Here is a 21426-nt window from a genome sequence, read left to right as displayed (position 1 = left end):
CTACTTGCCGATGCAGAACTTGCTGAAGATCTCGCCGAGCAGATCGTCGGCCGAGAAGGCGCCGGTGATCTCACCGAGCGCGTCGTGGGCCAGGCGCAGCTCTTCCGCGAGCAGGTCCAGCGCCGGCGGGTCCTGGCGCGCCACCGCTTGGGCCAGCTCCATGTGCTCGGCGGTGCGGCGCAGCGCCTGCACATGGCGCTCGCGGGCGATGAACAGGCCTTCGGGCACCGCATGCCAGCCGGCATGCTGCAGCAGCGCCGCGCGCAAGCCGGCCAGGCCGGCACCGGTCTTGGCCGAGAGCTGCACGGCATCGGCGGGCAGGGTCAGGTCTTGCCGGGCACGCTCATTGGCCGGCGTGTCGGCCTTGTTGTAGACCTGCAGCAGGCGCGCCGGGTCGACGCGGGCCAGGCGCTCGCGGATCTCGGCATCGCCGGCCTCGTAGGCGGCCTCGCCAATGCGGCCGAGGTCGTGCAGGAACAGCACCACATCGGCCTCTTCGATTGCATCCCAGCTGCGCGCCACGCCGATGCGCTCGACCTCGTCGCTGGTGTCGCGCAGGCCGGCGGTATCGCTGATGTGCAGCGGCACGCCCTCGATCTGTATCGTCTGGCTGACCTTGTCACGCGTGGTGCCGGGAATCGGCGTGACGATGGCCAGCTCGGCACCGGCCAGCGCGTTGAGCAGCGAGCTCTTGCCTACATTGGGCTGGCCGGCCAGCACCACCTTGATGCCTTCGCGCAGCAGCGCGCCCTGGCGGGTGCGGTCGAGCACGGCGTCGAGCTGGGCCTGCAGCCGCGTCAGGCGGCCCAGCGCATCGGCCTGCTGCAGAAAGTCGATGTCTTCTTCGGGAAAGTCCAGCGTGGCCTCGACCAGCATGCGCAGCTTGATCAAGGCGTCGCGCAACTCGCCCACCTCGCCGGACAGCGCACCGGCCAGCGCCCGGCTGGCGCTGCGCGCCGCGGCCTCGGTGCTGGCATCGATCAGATCACTGACGGCCTCGGCCTGCGCCAGATCGAGCTTGCCGTTCAGAAAGGCCCGCTGGGTGAATTCACCCGGCTCGGCCAGACGCATTGCCTGCAAGGACTGATGCTCACGCGCCAGCGCCAGGCAGCGCGCCAGCAGCAGCTGCAGCACCACCGGCCCGCCATGCGCCTGCAGCTCCAGCACATGCTCGCCGGTGTAGGAGTGCGGGGCGGGAAACAGCAGCGCCAGGCCATGGTCAATGGCCTGGCCATCGGCATCGCGAAACGCCAGGTAATGCGCCTCGCGCGGGTTCAGCGAGCGGCCGCAGAGGCCGGCGATCAAGGGGGTCAGGTCTTGCCCGGAGGACAGCCGCACGATGCCCACGGCACCCCGACCGGGGGCGGTGGCAATGGCACAGATCGGGTCTTGGAAGCGCGACAGCATGGTGACGATTGTCCGCGATGCTGCCAATGTGCACAGCGATTGGCCGTGCACCGGAAGATGGCGCGGGGGAGGCCGGCACGGGCCGCTCGCATGAGCCCCGAACTCGAGCCTGGTAGTTCAGCCCGGTGGTGGAGTCACCGTCTGAAGAACTCTGCCCCGCATGAGTCGCATTAAAGGCGCCCGCGCCGACGAAAAAAAGCCCCCGGATGCGGGGGCCTTGCGATTCACGTGAACTTTGTCTCGCTCAATCTGCTGTTGCCATTCAACTGGCCGGCGTCAGCCCGGCCACCCCAGCAACGCTCGAGGATCCGGCTTCGCCGGTCCTACGGGCGTGCCCATCGGCAAGCATGCCGATGGGCGCTCGACTGGCGAGTGGCAGTCCGCAGGGACTGCCACTGTCCCATCTCGCCCCCCTCGAGGGGCTGAGGCCGGACACGAAAGCTCCGGTGGAGCTTTCGTCGCCTGCCGAAGGGCCGAGCCACTGGCTCGGCGCGGCCTGCAAGGCCGGGCGCAGCCCGTAGGGGGTGGTCAGTTCTGCACGCCCATGTGTTTGTTGATCACCCACTGCTGCGCAATCGACAGCACGTTGTTGACCACGTAGTACAGCGTCAGACCGGCCGGGAAGGCGAAGAACATGAAGCTGAAGGCCAGCGGCATGATCCACATCATCTTGGCCTGGGTCGGATCGGCCGGGGCCGGGTTCAGCCAGACCTGGAACAGGCTGGAGATCGTCATCAGGATGGGCAGGATGAAGAAGGGGTCCTTGACCGACAGATCGACGATCCAGCCCAGCCACGGTGCGCCACGCATCTCGACGCTGGACAACAGCACGTAGTACAGCGCGATGAAGATCGGCATCTGCAGCAGCATCGGCAGGCAGCTGCCGATCGGGTTGACCTTCTCCTCGCGGTAGATGCGCATCATCTCCTGCTGCATCTCCTGCGGCTTGTCCTTCAGCCGCTCGCGCATTTCCATGATCTTCGGGTTGATGGCCTTCATCTTGGCCATGCTGCGATAGGCGCTGGCGTTCAGGCCGTACAGCGCCACCTTCAGCAGCACGACCAGCGCGATGATGGCCCAGCCCCAGTTGCCGATCAGCGTGTGCAGCTGGTCCAGCAGCCAGAACAGCGGCTTGGAGATGATGGTGAACCAGCCATAGTCCTTGACCAGTTCCAGGCCCGGGGCCAGCTCGGCCAGGCGCTTTTCTTCCTGCGGGCCAACGTAGAGCTGATCCTGGTGCTGCGTGCTGGCACCTGCAGCCAAAGGCGGCAGCGTGAAGACCATGCCGGTGGCATAAAGCGGCGTGCCGGCCGAAGGCAGCTTGCGCACGAAGAAGTCGCGCTGGGCCGCCTCGGTGTGCAGCCAGGCGCTGGTGAAGTAGTGCTGCACCATCGCCGCCCAGCCTTCATTGGCGCGCTTCTCGATATCGACGTTGTCCTTATCGATGTCGGCGAACTCGACCTTGCGGAACTTGCTCTTGTCCGTGTAGACGGCCGGGCCGTTGAAGGTCGCGTAGAAGCCGTTGGCGCCCGGCGCCGGTGCGCCGTCGCGAACCAGCTGCACATAGACCTGCGGCGTCACCGCGGCCGCGCCGGCGTTCACCAGCTCATGCTTGACGCCGATGAGGTACTCGCCGCGCTTGAAGGTGTAGGTCTTGACCAGCTTGACGCCGCCAACTTCCGGCGACTCAAGGCGCAGGCTCAGCTCATTCTGGCCGTCCTTCAGCTCGCGCTCACCGGCCACCACCGTCATCAGCGTGGCGTGGTTGGGCAGCTGTTCGCCGTTGGCACCGACCAGGCCCGACTGCGCCTTGTAGCCATGCAGCGGGTCCAGCAACACGATGGGCTTGTCTTCGTCCACCGGCTTGGCCTGCAGACCGACCAGCTGCTTCATCGTGTCGATGACGCCAGCATCGTTGGTGGCCTTGTACTTGGGCAGCTCGACGCGGACGACATCGCCGCCCTTGCTGTCCACCATCACCTTCAGCACGTCGGTGCTGATGGTCACCAGCTCGCTGACCAGCGGCGCGCTGGCACCCGCGGCAGCGGCGGTGGCAGCAGCAGGCGCACCGGCGGCCAGCGGCGCACTGGCTGCACCGGGGGCCGCCGCGGCGACCGGCTTGGTCGCGGCCGGGCTGAACATCGAAGGATGACCGTTGTGCTTTTGCCAGCCGTCCCAGAGCAGGACGAGCGACATGGTGAACACCACCCACAGCACGGTGCGGCGTATATCAGTCATGGGGAAGCTTCTGATTTGGAGGAAAGGGGTTTCGCGCACCCGAGGCGGGTGAACAAGCCGGGCGGATTGTCGGGCACGGGATCATGCCCGCCCCGGCAAAAGGGGTTGCAGCGCAGGATTCTCGCTGCAGCAAGATAGGTGCCGGCGCAGGCGCCATGGCGAGCCAAGGCCTGCATCGCGTAGCCGGAGCAGCTGGGCTGGTAGCGGCAGCCGGTGGCCAGCCATGGGCTCAGCAGCAGCTGATAGCCACGAACCAGGCCCATCAGCAGACGTTGCGCAAGCGTGCGATCGGCAGCCATGGCGTGCGCGAAGCTTCAGCCTTGCGGCGGCACAGCGCTGGGGCCGGCAGGCGCTGATGCGGCTACGGCGGCTGCGGCGGGGGCAGCGGCACGCGACGGCCGCGTCAGCTTGGCCACCAGCTGCATCAGTTCGGCGCGCGCAGCGGCACGCAGCGCATCGGACGAGGCGCTGAGGAACTGCTTGCGGTCAAACGGCGAGCGCAGGCGCACCACCCACAAACCCGCCGGCAAGCCCTGCGCCTCCACGCCATCAAAGACGGCACGGATCTGGCGCTTGAGCAGGGAGCGAGTCACGGAGCGGCGCGCATGGCGCTTGGGCACCACACAGCCCAGCCAGCGTCCTTCAAGAACGGTGGCAGCGCTGTTGTCGGGGCCGGCAGCCGGCTTTTCATCCACAGGGCTGTGGATGGACGGTGCATCGGCTGTTGATAACTTCGCTTCGGCTGTGGACGGTTTCTTGCCCGGCAGACTTGGCTTGGCCGCGAGATGATGCACCGCGAAGTGGCTGCTGCGAGCACGGCTGGACGCTCCCAGCACGCGCTCATAGTCGGCCGATCGCACGATGCGGCCGATCACGGTCTTGACGCTTTCGGCTTAGACAGCCAGGCGCTTGCGGCCCTTGGCGCGGCGCGCAGCGATCACGGCACGGCCGCCACGAGTCTTCATGCGGACGAGGAAGCCGTGGGTACGGGCGCGACGGGTCTTGGAGCCTTGGTAAGTGCGTTTCATGATGGAACCTCAGTGGACGTCGGGTGACGCGTAAGCTGTCGTGGGCAAATCAAAAAAGATGCAGACCTGTTGCGGTTGGCATCCTGGCCGCCCCGCGCCGCCTCCTGAAGAGACTGTGCGAGCCAGCTTTGATGTGCGCCGCGCCGGTGCGCCGCTGCTGCGTGCGCCACCCCGGCCCAAGCCACACAAGCTGGGGTGAAGCCATCAAGACTTCAAGCCCGCCCGCACAACTTCGATCGTTGCAGCGCTTGGATGTACCGCAGGGGGTTTGGTCTGGCATGCACCAGGCCACGCGCCCAAGCAAATACATCCGGCGTCCGGAAAACCCGCGATTACACCAAAGATTTGCGCCGCGGTCAATGAAGCCACAAGTAGGCCTGGGGATTTGGGAAGGTCTGAAGTGGCCGGCGTGGGCCGTGGTTGAGAGAAAAGGGGCGGCCACGTAGGCGCGCTGCGAAGGTCGGGCTGCTAGCCCGACAGCCGAGCAGCGCAACACCCGTGGGGGCCCCTTTTCTCTCAACCCGCAGGGCAAGCACCAGCCACGCCCTGCCGGTGTTGCGAGCCTTGCGCAGGCCACCAGCCTGAGCTGCGGCTCGCGCCTAGGCAGGGCGTGGCTGGTGCTTGCCACGGCCCGCGACGGCCGCTTCAGACCTTCCCCACTGCGCTTGACCCGGGCAAAAAATCTGTGGATAACCTCCATTTTGCGGCCCCGAATCCGTACAATCTGGCCGCTCAAGAACAAGTTTTCCACAATGAGCGCAGATCTCTGGCAACGCGGCTGTGAACGACTCGCCGCGGAGTTGCCCGAACAACAATTCAACACCTGGATACGCCCGCTCCCCCCGGCTGAAGTGGCCGATGGCGGGGCCGATGGCGTGATCGTTTCGCTGCGCGTCCCGAACCGTTTCAAGCTCGACTGGATCCGCAACCAGTACGCCGGGCGCATCGAATCCATCCTCAGCGAACTGGCCGGCCGGCCCGCCCGCCTGGACCTCGCCCTGGCCGCCCGCGAGCCGCTGCAGCGCGCCGCGCTGCCGGCCAACAAGCCCATGGCCGTTGGCCAGGTACTGCACAACGGCCTGCGGCCGGTGCCCATCAATGCAGCCGCCCCGGCGCAGCAAGGCGGCGTCGAGCAGCCAGCAGTCGTTGGCATTCATGTGCCCGGCCAGTCGGCAACATCGGCAGCACCGGCCCAGGCCGGCAGCGCCGCGGCCAGCGCTGCCACCCCGGCGCCCAGCAGCACCCGCCACCGCATCAACCCGGCGCTCACCTTTGACACCCTGGTGCCCGGCCGTGCCAACCAGATGGCCCGCACCGCGGCGCTGCATGTGGCCGGCGCGCCCGGTGCGATGTACAACCCGCTGTTCATTTACGGCGGCGTTGGCCTGGGCAAGACCCATTTGATCCACGCCGTCGGCAATGCACTGCTGAAGGACAAACCCGACGCCCGCGTGCTCTACCTGCACGCCGAGCAGTTCATCTCCGATGTGGTGAAGAACTACCAGCGCAAGACCTTCGACGAGCTGAAGGCCAAGTACCACTCGCTGGACCTGCTGCTGATCGACGATGTGCAGTTCTTCGCCGGCAAGGAGCGCACGCAGGAGGAGTTCTTCAACGCCTTCGAGGCCCTGCTGGCCAAGCGCGCTCACATCATCATGACCTCGGATACCTATCCCAAGGGCCTGGTGGACATCGATGAGCGCCTGACCAGCCGCTTTGACGCCGGCCTGACCGTCGCCATTGAGCCGCCCGAGCTGGAGATGCGCGTCGCCATCCTGATCAAGAAGGCCGAGGCTGAACAGACGCCGATGCCCGAGGACGTCGCCTTCTTCATCGCCAAGAACGTGCGCGCCAATGTGCGCGAGCTCGAAGGCGCGCTGCGCAAGGTGCTGGCCTACAGCCGCTTCAGCCACAAGGAAATCAACATCCAGCTGGCCCGCGAAGCGCTGAAAGACCTGCTCTCGATCCAGAACCGGCAGATCTCTGTGGAAAACATCCAGAAGACGGTGGCCGACTTCTACAAGATCAAGGTCGCCGACATGTACAGCAAGAAGCGCCCGGCCAGCATCGCCCGGCCGCGCCAGATTGCCATGTACCTGGCCAAGGAGCTGACCCAGAAGAGCCTGCCCGAGATCGGCGAGCTGTTCGGCGGCCGCGACCACACGACCGTGCTGCACGCCGTGCGCAAGATCGGCGGCGAACGGCAGAAGAACACCGAGCTGAACCAGCAGCTGCACGTCCTCGAGCAAACGCTCAAAGGCTGAGGCCAGGCACCAAGTTCCGCCCCAGGGGCAAGAGCCGTGCGCCCGTGCGCCAGCTTATGCAGCTCACTACCTCGGAAGCGGCCGCGCGCAGCGCAGGCCGCCCCTCCAGCGGAGCCCGAGGGTCCGGCTTTGCCGGCCCAATGGGCTCGCCCCCTTGAGGGGCTGAGGCTGGACACGAAAGCTCCGGTGGAGCTTTCGTCGCCTGCCGAAGGGCCGGGCCACTGGCACGGCGCGGCCTGCAAGGCGCGCGAAGCGCGTAGGGGGTGGTACTTATCCCGCCGGGAAACACCCCATTCCTGAGTGACAATGCGCGCTGTTCTACGCGCGCGCGTCTTGCATTGAACATGCCGGGCCGTCGTGCGCACCCCAGTACAAGCGGAGAGAGGTAGACATGATTGTGTTGAAAGCCACCCAGGACAAGGTGCTGGGCGCCCTGCAAGCCGTTTCCGGCATCGTGGAACGCCGCCACACCCTGCCCATCCTGGCCAATGTGCTGATACGCAAGCAGGGCTCGCAGGTCGAGCTCACCACCAGCGATCTGGAAATCCAGGTGCGCACCACGGTCGAGTTCGACGGCGACGCCGGCAACTTCTCCAGCACCGTGGGCGCGCGCAAGCTGATCGACATCCTGCGCTCCATGCCCTCGGATCAGACCGTCAGCCTGACGAGCAACGCCAGCAAGATGACGCTGCAAGGCGGCAAAAGCCGCTTCACGCTGCAAACCCTGCCGGCCGACGACTTCCCGCTGGTGCAGGAAGCCGCCGACTTCGGCCCCGCCTTCAGCGTGCCGCAAAAGACGCTCAAGCACCTGATCAACCAGGTGCACTTCTCGATGGCGGTGCACGACATCCGCTACTACCTGAACGGCATCCTCTTCGTCGCCGAAGGCAAGAACCTCACGCTCGTGGCCACCGACGGCCACCGCCTGGCCCTGGCCCAGGCCGAGCTGGAAACTGAAATCCCCAAGCAGGAAGTGATCCTGCCGCGCAAGACGGTGCTGGAGCTGATGCGCCTGTTGAAAGACGGTGGCAAGGGTGAGGAAGAAAACCAGCCCATCGAGATGCGCTTTGCCGGCAACCAGGCCAAGTTCAGCTTCTCGGGCATGGAGTTCGTCACCAAGCTGGTCGAGGGCAAGTTCCCTGACTACAACCGCGTCATCCCCAAGAACCACAAGTTCCGCGTCACGCTGGGCCGCGCGCCGCTGCTGGCCAGCTTGCAGCGTGCCGCCATCCTGACCAGCGAGAAGTTCAAGGCGGTGCGCCTGTCCTTCGAGCCGGGCCTGCTGTCGATTGCCTCCAGCAATGCCGAGCAGGAAGAGGCCAAGGAAGAAATCGAAATCGACTACGGCGGCGACCTGATCGAGACCGGCTTCAACGTCACCTACCTGATGGATGCGCTGTCGAACATGAGCCAGGACATGGTCAGCATCGATCTGAACGACAGCGCCTCCAGCGCGCTGATCACCATCCCCGAACAGACCGGCTTCAAGTACGTCGTGATGCCGATGCGGATCTGAGGCCGAGGCCTCAGATCCGCTGTGCGGTGAATGTTTCGCACCCCCTGCCCCCGCCAAGCGGGGGTTCTAGTTTGAGAGTTGTACCGGCCGCGCCGCGGCCTTGAGAGAGTTTGCGATGAGTGATGTGCCGAGCAACGAACAGAATCCCGACGGTCTGACTGACAAGCAGCAAGCCGCCGTCAGCGCGGAAGCCGCCTCGGGCGCGGTCTACGGTGCGGACTCGATCCAGATCCTCGAAGGCCTGGAAGCCGTGCGCAAGCGCCCCGGCATGTACATCGGCGACACCTCCGACGGCACCGGCCTGCACCACCTCGTGTTCGAAGTGGTGGACAACTCCATCGACGAATCGCTGGCCGGCCATTGCGACGACATCATCGTCACCATCCACACCGACAACTCGATCTCGGTGATCGACAACGGCCGCGGCATCCCCACCGGCGTGAAGATGGACGACAAGCACGAGCCCAAGCGCTCGGCCGCCGAAATCGCGCTGACCGAGCTGCACGCCGGCGGCAAGTTCAACCAGAACTCCTACAAGGTCTCGGGCGGCCTGCACGGCGTGGGCGTCAGCTGCGTGAACGGCCTCTCGAAGTGGCTGCGCCTGACCGTGCGCCGCGACGGCAAGGTGCACCAGATCGAGTTCAAGCAAGGCATTCCGCAAGACCGCCTGATCGAAATCGTCGACGGCGTCGAGACCAGCCCGATGCGCGTGATTGGCGACACCGACAAGCGCGGCACCGAAGTCCATTTCCTGCCGGACACCGAGATCTTCCAGCAGAACAACGACTTCCACTACGACATCCTGGCCAAGCGCCTGCGCGAGCTCTCCTTCCTGAACAACGGCGTCAAGATCCGCCTGGTCGACGAGCGCAACAACAAGGAAGACAACTTCGCCTACGCCGGCGGCGTGCGCGGCTTTGTGGAGTTCATCAACAAGGGCAAGAGCACCCTGCATCCGAACATCTTCCACGCCCAGGGCGACAAGACCTCGGACCAAGGCACCAATATTGGCGTTGAAGTCTCCATGCAGTGGAACGACGGCTTCAACGAAAACGTGCTCTGCTTCACCAACAACATCCCGCAGCGCGACGGCGGCACCCACCTCACCGGCCTGCGCGCCGCCATGACCCGGGTGCTGAACAAGTACATCACCGACAACGACCTCGCCAAGAAGGCCAAGGTCGAAGTGGCCGGCGACGATATGCGCGAAGGCCTGGCCTGCGTGGTCTCCGTCAAGGTGCCCGAGCCCAAGTTCTCCAGCCAGACCAAGGACAAGCTGGTCTCCAGCGAAGTGCGCGGCCCGGTCGAAGAAATCGTGGCTAACAAGCTGAATGACTGGCTGCTGGAAAACCCGGCCGATGCCAAGATCATCTGCGGCAAGATCCTCGACGCCGCCCGCGCCCGCGAAGCCGCCCGCAAGGCCCGCGAAATGACCCGCCGCAAGGGCGTGCTCGACGGCCTGGGCCTGCCCGGCAAGCTGGCCGACTGCCAGGAAAAAGACCCCGCGCTGTGCGAGATCTACATCGTGGAGGGCGACTCCGCCGGTGGCTCCGCCAAGCAAGGCCGCGACCGTAAGTTCCAGGCCATCCTGCCGCTGCGCGGCAAGATCCTGAACGTCGAGAAAGCCCGCTACGAAAAGCTGCTCACCTCTAACGAAATCCTGACGCTGATCACCGCCCTGGGTACCGGCATCGGCCGCGGCGCCGGCGGCGACGATTTCAACCCCGACAAGCTGCGCTACCACCGCATCATCATCATGACCGATGCGGACGTTGACGGCGCCCACATCCGCACCCTGCTGCTCACCTTCTTCTATCGCCAGATGCCCGAGCTGGTGGAGCGCGGCCACATCTACATCGCCCAGCCGCCGCTGTACAAGGTGAAGGTCGGCAAGCACGAGCAATACCTGAAAGACGCGCACGACCTCGACGCCTTCCTGCTCAAGGTCGCCCTGCAAGACGCCCATCTGCACACCGGCCGCAACAACGCCGATGGCAGCGCCACCGTGCTCAGCGGCGACGCCTTCGAGTCACTGGCCCGCCAGTACGTGCTGGCCGAAAGCGTGATCACTCGCCTGGCCAACTGGATGGACTTTGAAGCGCTGCGCGTGCTCGCCAGCGGCCTGGCCATCAACCTCGACACCAAGGAAGCCGCCGAAGCCGCCGCCGCCGCGATGCAAGCCGCGCTGCACGCCGCTGAAGTCACCAGCGAATACGACGCCCGTACCGACAAGCTCTTCCTGCGCATCAGCCGCAAGCACCACGGCAACACCCGCTCCAGCATCATCAATGCCGACTTCGTGCACGGCGCCGACTACGAAGTGCTCGCCACCGCCGGCGCCACCTTCAAGGGCCTGATCGGCGAAGGCGCCCGCGTCGTCAAGGGCGAAGGCGAAAAGGCCAAGGAATCCAAGGTGGCCGATTTCCGCGACGCGATGGACTGGCTGATGCAACAAGCCGAAAACTCCGTCGGCCGCCAGCGCTACAAGGGCCTGGGCGAAATGAACCCCGAGCAGCTCTGGGAAACCACAATGGACCCCACCGTCCGCCGCCTGCTCCGCGTCCAGATCGACGACGCCATCGAAGCCGACCGCGTGTTCACCATGCTGATGGGCGACGAGGTCGAGCCGCGGCGGGATTTCATTGAGACGAATGCGCTGAGGGCGGGGAATATTGACGTTTGAGTTACGCGCCGGCCCCGCTTGAACGGGGCCACAGCAATGTCGCAATTGCTATGGATCGCTTAGCTGGGAGGCATTGAAGCGGTCAGATAGCCAGGACGAGGTCAGGAATGCAGCAGAACATTCGCTCGAACTTCGACATGCTGAAGCCCTATGAGGCTCAGCTTTGGCGCCTTGGTGCGCTAGCGGAACGCTATTTCGCGGAAGACCCCAATACCTGCCTGCTGAAACTCAGGCAGTTGGCCGAGCTGCTTGCTCAGTCGCTCGCCGCCCGAGGCGGCCTGTATTCGACGCAGGCGGAAAGCCAGTACGAGTTGATTCGTCGCCTTCGCGCCGAGGGCCTGCTGCCCAATGAGGTCAAACAGGTTCTCGATCAGATTCGTTTGACCGGCAATGCGGCGAACCACGCGCTCGAAGGCAACCACGGGCAGGCGCTCACAACGCTCAAGCTGGCCTGGCAGCTGTGCCTCTGGTTCCATCGCACTTTTAAGCAAGCCGACTATCGGTCGGGACCGTTCATTCCGCCCACGCCGCCAGAAGATCAGTCGGCAGAATTGACCAAAGAACTGGCAAGCCTGCGCGAGGAGGTCGCCAAGCACCAGGCCTTGCACCAGCAAGCCAAAGAGGAACTCCAGGACGCATTGAGCCAGCTCTCAGCGATTGGCGAAGAGCGCTCAGTCTGGGAGCAAATCGCCACTGAATCTGACCAGGCAAAGGCGCAGTTGGCGGAAAGACTGGCGACGCTGCAAGCCCAAGCGCAGGCTGAACCGAGAGAGTCATTTAACAAGGTAGTGCTCTCCGCCAGCCAGGCCGCCGATCTCGTCGAGCTGGATGAGACCCAAACCCGTCGAATCATTGACGAGCAGCTTCGACAGGCCGGCTGGGAGGTTGACACCAGCAAGCTCTCTTTCCGCCAAGGTGTGCGCCCACAACGCGGACGCAACCTCGCCATTGCCGAGTGGCCCTGCGATGGCTACTTCGCCGATTACGTACTCTTCCAAGGGCTCACCCCACTCGCCGTTGTCGAGGCCAAGCGCGAGAAGAAAGACGTATCCGGCGCCCTGCAGCAAAGCAAACGCTACAGCCGCCATTTTTCGCCCAGCGCCGAAACCCAGCTACACGCCCAAAACTGGGGAACAGATGCAGAGTTTCGAATCCCTTTCGTTTTCGCGACCAATGGCCGGCCGTATCTGCGTCAGCTCGCGACCAAGAGCGGCATCTGGTTTTGTGACCTGCGCCGGCCTGAGAACCGCAGCACAGCACTTGATGGCTGGTACCGGCCCGAAGGTTTGCGCGCGCTGCTGGAAGCCAACGAGGATCGCGCGCACGAAGACTTGCGCAGCATGCCGTTCGACTACGGCTTCCCCTTGCGGCACTACCAGTCGTCGGCCATCCAAAGGGCGGAAGCCTGTATCGAGGAGGGTCGGCGTGAGCTGCTGCTGGCCATGGCAACCGGAACGGGCAAGACAAAAACCTGCATTGCGCTGATCTACCGCCTGCTCAAAGCACAACGCTTCCGGCGCATTCTCTTTCTGGTGGATCGTTCTGCCTTGGGCGAGCAAGCAGCCAATGCCTTCAAAGACACGCGCATGGAGCTGCAGCGTACCTTTGCCGACACCTTTGGGATCAAAGAGCTGGACGCAAAGACGCCTGATGCCGATACGGCCGTGCATATCGCAACCGTGCAGGGCATGATGCGCCGCGTGCTCTTCCCGGCCGATGGCGTCGCGCCGCCAACGGTGGACCAGTACGACTGCATCGTCATTGACGAATGCCATCGCGGCTACACGCTGGACCGCGAGATGTCCGACACGGAGCTGAGCTTCCGGGACTTTGACGACTACGTCTCCAAGTACCGCCGCGTGCTGGACTACTTTGATGCCGTCAAGATCGGCCTGACGGCCACGCCAGCCTTGCACACCACCGAGATCTTCGGCCCGCCCGTCTTCAACTACAGCTATCGCGAGGCGGTGATCGACGGTTTCCTGGTCGATTACGAGCCGCCCATCCAGATTCACACCGAACGCAGCGAGGCCGGCATCACCTGGAAGCTGGGTGAAGAGGTCAAAGTCTTTAATGCCGAGCGCAGCCAGATCGAGCTGTTCAAGGCGCCCGACGAGATCAAGCTGACGATCAAGGCATTCAACCGGGACGTCATCACACGCCCCTTCAATGCCGCCGTATGCAGCTATCTGGCACAGGAGATCGACCCCGGCAGCAAGCGAAAGACGCTGATTTACTGCGTCAGCAAAGAGCATGCGGACATGGTGGTCGAGGTGCTGAAAGACTGCTTCGAAGCCCAGTACGGCAGCGTGGAAGACGATGCCGTCATCAAGATCACGGGCGATGCCGACAAGCCCCTTGAGCTGATCCGCCGCTTCAAGAACGAGCGCCTCCCCAATGTGGCGGTCACCGTGGATCTGCTCACCACCGGTGTCGACGTGCCAGAAATCTGCAATCTGGTCTTTCTGCGCCAGGTCAACAGCCGCATTCTGTTTGACCAAATGTTGGGCCGAGCCACGCGCCTGTGTTCGTTTGATGGTGAGGCCAAAGACAGCTTCCGCGTGTTCGACGCCGTGCGCGCCTTCGAAGCGGTGGGCGACATGACGGACATGAAGCCCGTGGTCGTCAACCCGAAGATCAGCTTTTCGCAGCTGGAAGCTGAGCTTCTGAGCGCCCCGACCGATGCCGCCCGGGCCTTGGTACGCGACCAGTTTCTCGCCAAGCTGCAGGTCAAGAAGCGCCACCTCAAGAGCAAGGATGTGCAGGACTTCGAGACCAAGGCCGGCATGAGCCCCGAGGCCTTTATCAAGCAATTGAAGACCTTGACGCTGGCCGACGTCGCCTCCTGGTTCACGCAGCGGCCAGGCCTGGGTGAACTGCTTGATCGCAAATCAGCGGGGCAGAGCCGGCCGCTGTATGTCTCAGAGCACCCCGATGCTTTTGTGCGCGCGGAGCGAGGCTACGGCAAAGGCAAGAAGCCGCAGGCCTATCTGGACGAATTCAAGGCCTACATCACCAGCCACAGCAACGAACTCCCTGCGCTGATGGCCGTGATCACCAAGCCGCGCGACCTGACCCGCAAACAGCTGCGTGAGCTGATGCTCGCCCTCGACGTGGCGGGCTTCAGCGAAACGCAGCTGGCGGCCGCCTGGCGCGAGATGAGCAATCAGGACATTGCCGCCCGCATCGTCGGCTACATTCGCCAGGCCGCCGTGGGCGACGCGCTGCTGCCCTACAACGAGCGAGTGGACCACGCCCTGCAGGCGCTGCTGGCGAATCCGCCCACCGGCAAGCCCTGGACCGAACCGCAGCGCAATTGGCTCAAGCGCATCGCGGCGCAGACCAAGGCCAATCTGCTGGTCGACCGCGAGGCGCTGGACGACCCCGACCTGCTCTTCAAGCGCGAAGGCGGTGGCTTCTCCCGGCTAGACAAGCTCTTCAACGGCCAGCTCCAACCGGTGCTGGACGCTTTCAACGATGCACTCTGGGCCCCGCCGGCCCGCAGTGCCTGACGACGCAGTACCTCTATGGCTCACTCCCCCCAAATCGCGCATGACATCGGCGCCAAGCTCTGGTCGCTGTGCCATGTGCTGCGTGACGACGGCGTCACCTACCACCAATACCTGAGCGAGCTCACCTACCTGCTCTTCCTGAAGATGATGAAGGAGACCGGCCAGGAGGAGCGGCTCCAGGTCTGGAAACCCGAAGACCCGAAGAAGAAAACCGGCCCCAAGGCTCAGATGGCCGGCACCCGGTGGGATGACCTCAAGTCCGCCTCCGCCCCCGACCGGCTGGACCTGTACAAGGAAATGCTGCTGGACTACGGCCTCCACGGCCGCGGCGCGGTGCAGCAGATCTACGCCAACGCCAACACCTTCATCACCAAGCCCGCGACGCTGAGCAAGCTCGTCACCGACATCGATGCGCTCGATTGGTACAGCGTGCAGCGCGACGATCTGGGCGATCTGTACGAAGACCTGCTTGAGCGCAATGCCACCGAAAAGAAGAGCGGTGCGGGCCAGTACTTCACGCCCCGCCATCTGATCGACAGCATCGTCACGGTGATGCAGCCGCAACTCGGCGATGTCATTCAGGACCCTGCAGCCGGCACCTGCGGCTTCCTGATCGCCGCCAACAACTACCTGCGTGCCCACAACGATTTCGACAGCCTGCCCGAGGAAGACCAGCGCCGTTACCGCCACAGCACCTTCTACGGCATGGAGCTGGTGCAAGACACCCACCGCCTGGCGCTGATGAACATGCTGCTGCATGGCATCGAAGGCGGCGTGAGCTATGGCGACACCCTGGGCGAAGAAGGCACCCAGCTGCGCGCCGCCACGCTCATCCTGTCCAACCCACCCTTCGGCACCAAGAAGGGCGGCGGGCTGCCCACCCGCAAAGACCTCACTTACGAAACCAGCAACAAGCAGTTCGCCTTTCTGCAGCACATCTACCGCAACCTCGCGCCCGGCGGCCGCGCCGCCGTGGTGCTGCCCGACAACGTGCTGTTCGAAAGCAATGTCGGCACCAGCGTGCGCCGCGACCTGATGGACAAGTGCAATCTGCACACCATCCTGCGCCTGCCCACCGGCATCTTCTACGCCCAGGGCGTGAAGACCAATGTGCTCTTCTTCACCAAAGGTGAGAAGACCGACAAGGGCAACACCCAAGAGGTCTGGGTCTACGACATGCGCGCCAATATGCCGCAGTTCGGCAAGCGCACCCCCTTCACCCGCGACTACTTCCGCACCGCCGCCGATGCCCCGGCTGATGTGCCACGCGACAAGTTCGAAGACGTCTTCGGCCCCGACCCCAAAGGCGGCCCCGCCGCCCTGGCCCAACGTGTGGACACCGGCGAGACCGGCCGCTGGCGCTGTTTTTCACGCCAGCAGATCGCCGGGCGTGGCGACAACCTCGACCTCGCCTGGCTCAAGGACGACAGCGCCGCCAGCGCCGAGCAACAACGCGAAGATCCCGCCCTGCTGGCCCGCCTGGCTATGCGCGAGATGAACGCCGCGCTCACCGAACTGCGCGCCCTGGTGGAAGCCTTGGGCGAAGACCCCGACCTGGACCTGGACGAGTTGCTGCTGACCGACGAGGCGGCCGATGAAAGCGCCAGCGAAGGAGCCGGCGCGTGAGTCAGCCGGAGCTGAATCAGCTGGCCGGTGGCGGCCTGAGCGCAGACCTGCACGCCGAGCTGCGCGCGCTGATCGCCAGCAGCCGCCAGCGCCTGGCCGGCGCGGTGAATGCCGAGCTCACCCGCCTGTACTGGACCGTGGGCCAGCGCATCCACATGGAGCTCCTGCAAGGCGAACGGGCCGCTTACGGCGCGCGCCTCATTGCTGAGCTGGGCGCCCAGCTGTCCAGTGAGTTTGGTCGCGGCTTCGAGGCCAAGAACCTGCAGCGCATGCGCCAGTTCGCCCAGGCCTTCCCCGAGACCGAGATAGTCGCAACGCTGTCACGACAATTGAGCTGGAGCCATATCCTGGGCCTGCTGCCCCTCAAGAGCGCCGCCGCCCGGCAGTTCTACGCCACGCAGTGCGCCGATCAGGCATGGAGCGTGCGCGAGCTGCGCCGCCAGATCGAACGCAAGGCCTTCGAGCGCAGCGAGATCGCCAGCGCTCAGCTCGGCATGGCACCGCTGACCACGGCCCACACGGCCGCCGAAGCCGCCGAGGGTGCTGTCGCCCTCGCGCCGCCGGCCCAGGTCTTCAAAGACCCCTATTTCCTGGACTTTCTTGGCCTGCGCCAGGGCCACGACGAAGCCGACCTCGAAGCCGCCATCCTGCGCCAGCTCGAAGCCTTCATCCTGGAGCTGGGCCGCGGCTTTGCCTTTGTGGAACGGCAAAAGCGCATGGTCATCGACGGCGATGACTTCTACCTGGATTTGCTCTTCTTCCACCGCCGCCTGCGCCGCCTGGTGGCCATCGAATTGAAACTCGGCCGCTTCAAGGCCGCGCACAAGGGCCAGATGGAGCTCTACCTCAAGTGGCTGGACAAGCACGAGCGCCAGCCCGGCGAAGAAGCGCCCATCGGCCTGATCCTCTGCGCCGAATCCAGCCGCGAACAGGTGGAGCTACTGCAAATGCACAAGGACGGCATCACCGTGGCCGAGTACTGGACCGAGCTGCCGCCCAAGGCGGAGCTGGAGCAGCGCCTGCATCAGGCGCTGCTGGAAGCGAGGGAGACGATGGCGAGGCGGGGGGTGATGTTGGAGGGGGATGGGGATGAGTGAGTTACCGCGTGGTTGGGCGCAAGCGACTTTGTCGAGTCTGTGCAAACGAATCGTAGATGGCTCGCACAACCCCCCGCCTGCCGTAGAGGCAGGCATGCCGATGCTGAGTGCACGAAATATCAACAACGGACTGATCCACTTCGACAACTACCGATTCATATCGCAAGCGGACTTTGATCTGGAGAACAAACGAACTCAGGTAGAGGCCAACGATCTCTTGCTCACAATCGTTGGCACGATCGGTCGTGTGGCAGTGGTGCCCAAAGACGCGCCGCCGTTCGCACTCCAACGCAGTGTCGCTGTCCTGCGGCCTATGCAAGGCGTTTCGACACGCTACCTTGCGTATGCATTGGCGTCTCCGAACGTACAGCAGCATTTTCTGGATACTGCAAAGGGGACCGCCCAAAAGGGCATCTATTTGAAGGCGCTTGGAGCGCTTGAGTTGCTAATCGCGCCACCGGCAGAACAAACCCGCATTGCCGACCACCTCGACACCTTGCTGGCCCGCATCAAGGCCTGCAACGATCACCTTGATGCCATCCCGGGGCTGCTCAAGCGGTTTCGGCAGGCGGTGCTGGATGCTGCAACGCTGGGTAACCTGACGGCTGATTGGCGGGAGGTTAACTGCAGCGAACCTTGGACTCCGGTCTCATTGCGCGACATCGCTCAAGTGATCGGTGGCGTAACGAAGGATTCCAAGAAGCAGTCGGTTGCAGACGAAGAGGTGCCCTATCTTCGCGTGGCGAACGTTCAGCGAGGTTATTTGGACTTAGCTGAAATAAAGACGATCAGGGTGCCGAAAGCCAAGCTGGAAAGCCTCTTGCTTCAGCCCGGAGACATCTTGTTCAACGAGGGTGGCGATTTGGACAAGCTGGGCCGCGGTTGGATTTGGGAGGGGCAGATCACTCGTTGCACGTTCCAAAACCACGTTTTTCGGGCGCGGCTGCTTGATCCTCGGAACGAGCCCAAGTTCATCAGCTGGTGGGGCAATTCCAGAGGGCTCGATTACTTCATTCGATCCGGAAAGCAAACGACAAATCTAGCCTCGATCAACAAGACGATGTTGGAGGCGTTGCCCATTTCGCTCCCTTCACCTGAAGAGCAGAAGGAAATAGTTCGATGCGTCGAAACCTTGTTCGGTATCGCAGACCGAATTGAAGTTCGCTACTTAGCTGCGAAATCCCTGGCAAATCGTCTAGCCCCCCAAAGTCTGGCCAAGGCCTTCCGCGGAGATCTTCTCCCTCAAGACCCCAACGACGAACCCGCCAGCGCCCTGCTTGCTCGCCTCGCTGAGGAGCGCAATCAAGCCAGTGCCGCCCCCAAAGCGCGCAAAGCCCGTGCCCCGCGCGCCGAGCGTGCGCTCCCGTCCACGTCATTCCCCAGCCAAGCCATGCCCAACAAAAGCCGCCAAGACGAAGACGTGAAAGGCCAGCCCTATCTCGCCGGCCACCTGCGCCGCCTGGGCCAGCCGGTAGATGCCAAGACCTTGTACGAAGCCTCCGAACTGCCGGTGGCCGACTTCTACAAGCAGCTGGCCTGGGAAATTGCCGAGGGCCATGTGAAAGACGCCGACCCATTGCTGGAGCCCGCCCGCCATGCGGCTTGATCGCGTTTACATCGATGGCTTCAAGAATCTGAAGCAACTGGACCTCGACTTTGACGAAACGCGGCTGACCACCGTGTTGATCGGACAGAACGGGGCCGGCAAGTCCAATCTGATCGAGGCGCTCGCCCTGGTTTTCAGTCATGTGGACTTGCGAAGCGCCTCGCTGCGATTCCACTATCGCGTGACATACCGAATTCAAGCGCGTAAGGCTAAGCCCGGCGAACTCACGCAGGTGGTGTTGAGCAATATGGCTGGCGAAGCCCCCTTCGTGGTGGACGGCAAGGCAGTCTCCCGCGCCGAGTTCGAGCGGAACAAGTCGGAGTGGTTCCCTGACCTGATCCTGGGTTACTACTCCGGCAGTGGGCGGCGTCTGGAGCGGGTGTTCGATAAGCACCAGGCCAACTACTACAAGGCAATTGCACGCAACAACGATGAGGAGGCCTGTTACCAGGCACTGCTGGCTCGCCGACTGTTTTACTGCCGCCACGTGCATGGCGTGATGGCATTGTTGGCACAGTTCGCGTTTCCAGACCAAGACGCGGACATGCTGCTCAAGGAAATCGTTCGTGTCACGGGTTTTCATTCGGCGCTGACTTTGTTCCGCGAGCCTTGGTATGCCAAGGGAGGGCGCAGCAAAAAGCTTGAAGACGCTCAGGACTTCTGGGGGGCAGAAGGCCCGGCGGGGCGCGCTGCCCGGCTACTTCAGTCCATAGCCTTTCATCCATTTGGTCTGAACGGCAACGCCGTTGACGACTACCGCGACAAGCTAAAAGACGAGGCCCAGTTCGCGACGTTCCTGCGAGATCAGTCGGTCATCCAGCGCTTGCGAGAAGCATTCAGCGATGACGCGGACATGTTCTACGCCCTGGAGGCCTTGGATGTCTCCGACCTGATTCGCAACTTGAATATCTGGGTCACTCGGGAGAACGATGCCAGCGGAGATATCGAGTATTCGGACCTCTCGGATGGCGAGCGGCAGCTACTGATGGTGATGGGCTTGCTGCGCGTTTCACGGGGCAAGCGAGTGCTGTTTTTGCTGGACGAACCAGACACTCATCTCAACCCGCACTGGCAACTCAGCTATTTGAGGCTGATCGAGAGGTGGACGGGCAACGCCGCGGATGCGACGAACTGCCATATCGTTCTTTCTTCGCACAATCCCTTAACAATTTGTGGACTCACCAAGAGCGAGGTGCGTGTACTTTTCAGCGAGGAGGGATCAGAAGTTACTGTGGCCGAGGAACCTTTCGTCGACCCTCGCGGACTTGGTATTGGCGGGGTGCTCACCGATATTTTCGGCATGTATTCACCCCTAGATCAGCCCACACAAGAACTCATCATTGCAAGAAATAAATTGGCCCGGTTTGCCGAGCTGGATGAGGGGCAAGCACAGGCGCTGGAGCGAATCAATGAGCAACTTCGTGAGCTCGGATTCATGTACGAAGAGCGAGACGCGCTATACCGCGCCGTTCTGCGAGAGGTGGATGACGTTGAAATGCGAGATACCACTCCACGCACACCTCGGCAGCTTCGCGCGCGAGATGAAATGGTTAAACAAATAATTGCGCAACTGATTTCGCAAAAATGATTTACATCCGTAGGAACTGGGACCTAGTACCCAACGAAGTTAGGGATGCTCTCGCCAAGGTTGATGCGGAGCTAGAGGCGATTTCTGACGAAAAAGAGCGTAAAGCCTTCATTGAAAAGAACTGCGAAGCTTGGAGCCCTCTCCGCAAATATCTAGGGTCTATGTCCCATGAGAAGTGCTGGTACTCCGAGGCTAGTGAACGAGTATCCCGATACGAAGTCGACCATTTCAGACCGCATGGGCGTGCAAAGCAGGCGAGTAAGACTTTCGCAGAAGGCTACTGTTGGCTGGCCTTTAAGCGAGATAACTTTAGACTCGCCGGGCAGCTGTGCAACAGGACCAATAAAGAGCATTCCGAAGAAACTGTGGGGAAAGGTGATTGGTTCCCTTTGGTCGAGCCCGAAAAGAGGGCAACACGGCAGCATAGGGATACGGCTTCGGAGTCACCAGTATTGCTAGACCCTTGTGACCCTGAAGATCCCTATAAATTGTGGTTCAACGATGACGGCAATGTGGTACCCGACCCGGATCTGGACGAGACGACGCAAAACCTCGTGGAGCAAGCAATCATTCAACTTGGGTTGCGACAGACCAAGCTGAATAAGGCAAGGGCCAGTACATTGAACAAATGTCGTCGGGCATTAATTCAGTACAAAGATGTACAAAAATTGCCCAAAGGGCAGCGTACCGAAAGGGACATCAGAAACGCTGAGCAAGCTCGCGCGCTACTACTGGCAATGGCGTCACCTTCCGGCGAATTTGCAGCAGCCGTTCGCTGTTTCTTGATTGCCAATGGACTAAAAGAGTTCGCTCGACGGGATGAGCTCGCGCATCTTGCAATGCAAGCGGAGGAGGTTTGAC

The 21426-nt window shown here is 63.0% G+C and carries 14 protein-coding genes; 9 read left to right on the top strand and 5 right to left on the bottom strand.

All coding sequences use genetic code 11. The annotated features are described in order from the left end of the window. The 5 genes from mnmE to rpmH all read right to left on the bottom strand — a co-directional run bounded on the left by mnmE (position 1) and on the right by rpmH (position 4673). Positions 1–1407 (bottom strand): tRNA uridine-5-carboxymethylaminomethyl(34) synthesis GTPase MnmE, encoded by a 1407-nt coding sequence (gene mnmE, locus RQP53_RS23860; protein WP_315653234.1) that lies wholly within the window; start codon positions 1405–1407, stop codon positions 1–3. 528 nt (positions 1408–1935) lie between these two features. Next, positions 1936–3645 carry a membrane protein insertase YidC gene (gene yidC, locus RQP53_RS23855; RefSeq protein ID WP_315653233.1) on the bottom strand — a complete coding sequence of 570 codons (1710 nt, stop codon included), beginning with the start codon at positions 3643–3645 and terminating at the stop codon, positions 1936–1938. Further along, positions 3642–3944: a membrane protein insertion efficiency factor YidD gene (gene yidD, locus RQP53_RS23850; protein WP_315653232.1), complete on the bottom strand. Its 303-nt coding sequence runs from the start codon at positions 3942–3944 to the stop codon at positions 3642–3644. The genes yidC and yidD overlap by 4 nt, the downstream gene beginning before the upstream one ends. Positions 3945–3959: 15 nt before the next feature. After that, positions 3960–4520, bottom strand: a complete 561-nt coding sequence (locus RQP53_RS23845; protein ID WP_315653231.1) for a ribonuclease P protein component — start codon at positions 4518–4520, stop codon at positions 3960–3962. 18 nt (positions 4521–4538) lie between these two features. After that, positions 4539–4673, bottom strand: a complete 135-nt coding sequence (rpmH, locus tag RQP53_RS23840; protein WP_058937081.1) for a 50S ribosomal protein L34 — start codon at positions 4671–4673, stop codon at positions 4539–4541. Between the two features lie 752 nt (positions 4674–5425). On the opposite strand from rpmH, the gene dnaA reads away from it, so the two are divergent. The 9 genes from dnaA (at position 5426) to RQP53_RS23795 (ending at position 21425) form a co-directional block, all read left to right on the top strand. Continuing rightward, entirely contained in the window at positions 5426–6937 is a 1512-nt protein-coding gene (dnaA, locus tag RQP53_RS23835; RefSeq protein WP_315653230.1) for a chromosomal replication initiator protein DnaA, read from the top strand. 391 nt (positions 6938–7328) lie between these two features. Then, entirely contained in the window at positions 7329–8453 is a 1125-nt protein-coding gene (gene dnaN, locus RQP53_RS23830; protein WP_315653229.1) for a DNA polymerase III subunit beta, read from the top strand. Between the two features lie 115 nt (positions 8454–8568). Further along, entirely contained in the window at positions 8569–11136 is a 2568-nt protein-coding gene (gyrB, locus tag RQP53_RS23825; protein ID WP_315653228.1) for a DNA topoisomerase (ATP-hydrolyzing) subunit B, read from the top strand. 107 nt (positions 11137–11243) lie between these two features. Next, positions 11244–14648 carry a type I restriction-modification system endonuclease gene (hsdR, locus tag RQP53_RS23820; protein ID WP_315653227.1) on the top strand — a complete coding sequence of 1135 codons (3405 nt, stop codon included), beginning with the start codon at positions 11244–11246 and terminating at the stop codon, positions 14646–14648. Between the two features lie 15 nt (positions 14649–14663). Then, on the top strand, positions 14664–16274 hold the full coding sequence (locus tag RQP53_RS23815) for a class I SAM-dependent DNA methyltransferase (protein WP_315653226.1): 1611 nt from the start codon (positions 14664–14666) through the stop codon (positions 16272–16274). Further along, complete coding sequence (locus RQP53_RS23810) at positions 16271–17371, top strand: PDDEXK nuclease domain-containing protein (RefSeq protein WP_315653225.1); 1101 nt, start codon at positions 16271–16273, stop codon at positions 17369–17371. Before RQP53_RS23815 ends, RQP53_RS23810 begins: the two co-directional genes overlap by 4 nt. A gap of 94 nt (positions 17372–17465) precedes the next feature. Then, on the top strand, positions 17466–18977 hold the full coding sequence (locus RQP53_RS23805; RefSeq protein WP_315653224.1) for a restriction endonuclease subunit S: 1512 nt from the start codon (positions 17466–17468) through the stop codon (positions 18975–18977). Further along, positions 18967–20565, top strand: a complete 1599-nt coding sequence (locus tag RQP53_RS23800; RefSeq protein WP_315653223.1) for an AAA family ATPase — start codon at positions 18967–18969, stop codon at positions 20563–20565. The genes RQP53_RS23805 and RQP53_RS23800 overlap by 11 nt, the downstream gene beginning before the upstream one ends. Next, positions 20562–21425 (top strand): hypothetical protein, encoded by an 864-nt coding sequence (locus RQP53_RS23795; protein ID WP_315653222.1) that lies wholly within the window; start codon positions 20562–20564, stop codon positions 21423–21425. Before RQP53_RS23800 ends, RQP53_RS23795 begins: the two co-directional genes overlap by 4 nt. Position 21426: the final 1 nt, after the last annotated feature.

Source organism: Roseateles aquae, from assembly GCF_032337115.1.
In the GTDB taxonomy this organism is placed as follows: Bacteria; Pseudomonadota; Gammaproteobacteria; order Burkholderiales; family Burkholderiaceae_C; genus Roseateles_C; species Roseateles_C aquae.
Note: the sequence above shows the minus strand (reverse complement) of the source record. Positions and strands in the feature narration are given on the sequence as shown.

Bases quoted from the DNA above. Each gene is read 5' to 3' on its own strand.
- mnmE (WP_315653234.1), bottom strand. From the start codon at position 1,407: ATGCTGTCGCGCTTCCAAGACCCGATCTGTGCCATTGCCACCGCCCCC.
- yidC (WP_315653233.1), bottom strand. From the start codon at position 3,645: ATGACTGATATACGCCGCACCGTGCTGTGGGTGGTGTTCACCATGTCG.
- yidD (WP_315653232.1), bottom strand. From the start codon at position 3,944: ATGGCTGCCGATCGCACGCTTGCGCAACGTCTGCTGATGGGCCTGGTT.
- rpmH (WP_058937081.1), bottom strand. From the start codon at position 4,673: ATGAAACGCACTTACCAAGGCTCCAAGACCCGTCGCGCCCGTACCCAC.
- dnaA (WP_315653230.1), top strand. From the start codon at position 5,426: ATGAGCGCAGATCTCTGGCAACGCGGCTGTGAACGACTCGCCGCGGAG.
- dnaN (WP_315653229.1), top strand. From the start codon at position 7,329: ATGATTGTGTTGAAAGCCACCCAGGACAAGGTGCTGGGCGCCCTGCAA.
- gyrB (WP_315653228.1), top strand. From the start codon at position 8,569: ATGAGTGATGTGCCGAGCAACGAACAGAATCCCGACGGTCTGACTGAC.
- hsdR (WP_315653227.1), top strand. From the start codon at position 11,244: ATGCAGCAGAACATTCGCTCGAACTTCGACATGCTGAAGCCCTATGAG.
- RQP53_RS23815 (WP_315653226.1), top strand. From the start codon at position 14,664: ATGGCTCACTCCCCCCAAATCGCGCATGACATCGGCGCCAAGCTCTGG.
- RQP53_RS23805 (WP_315653224.1), top strand. From the start codon at position 17,466: ATGCCGATGCTGAGTGCACGAAATATCAACAACGGACTGATCCACTTC.
- RQP53_RS23800 (WP_315653223.1), top strand. From the start codon at position 18,967: ATGCGGCTTGATCGCGTTTACATCGATGGCTTCAAGAATCTGAAGCAA.
- RQP53_RS23795 (WP_315653222.1), top strand. From the start codon at position 20,562: ATGATTTACATCCGTAGGAACTGGGACCTAGTACCCAACGAAGTTAGG.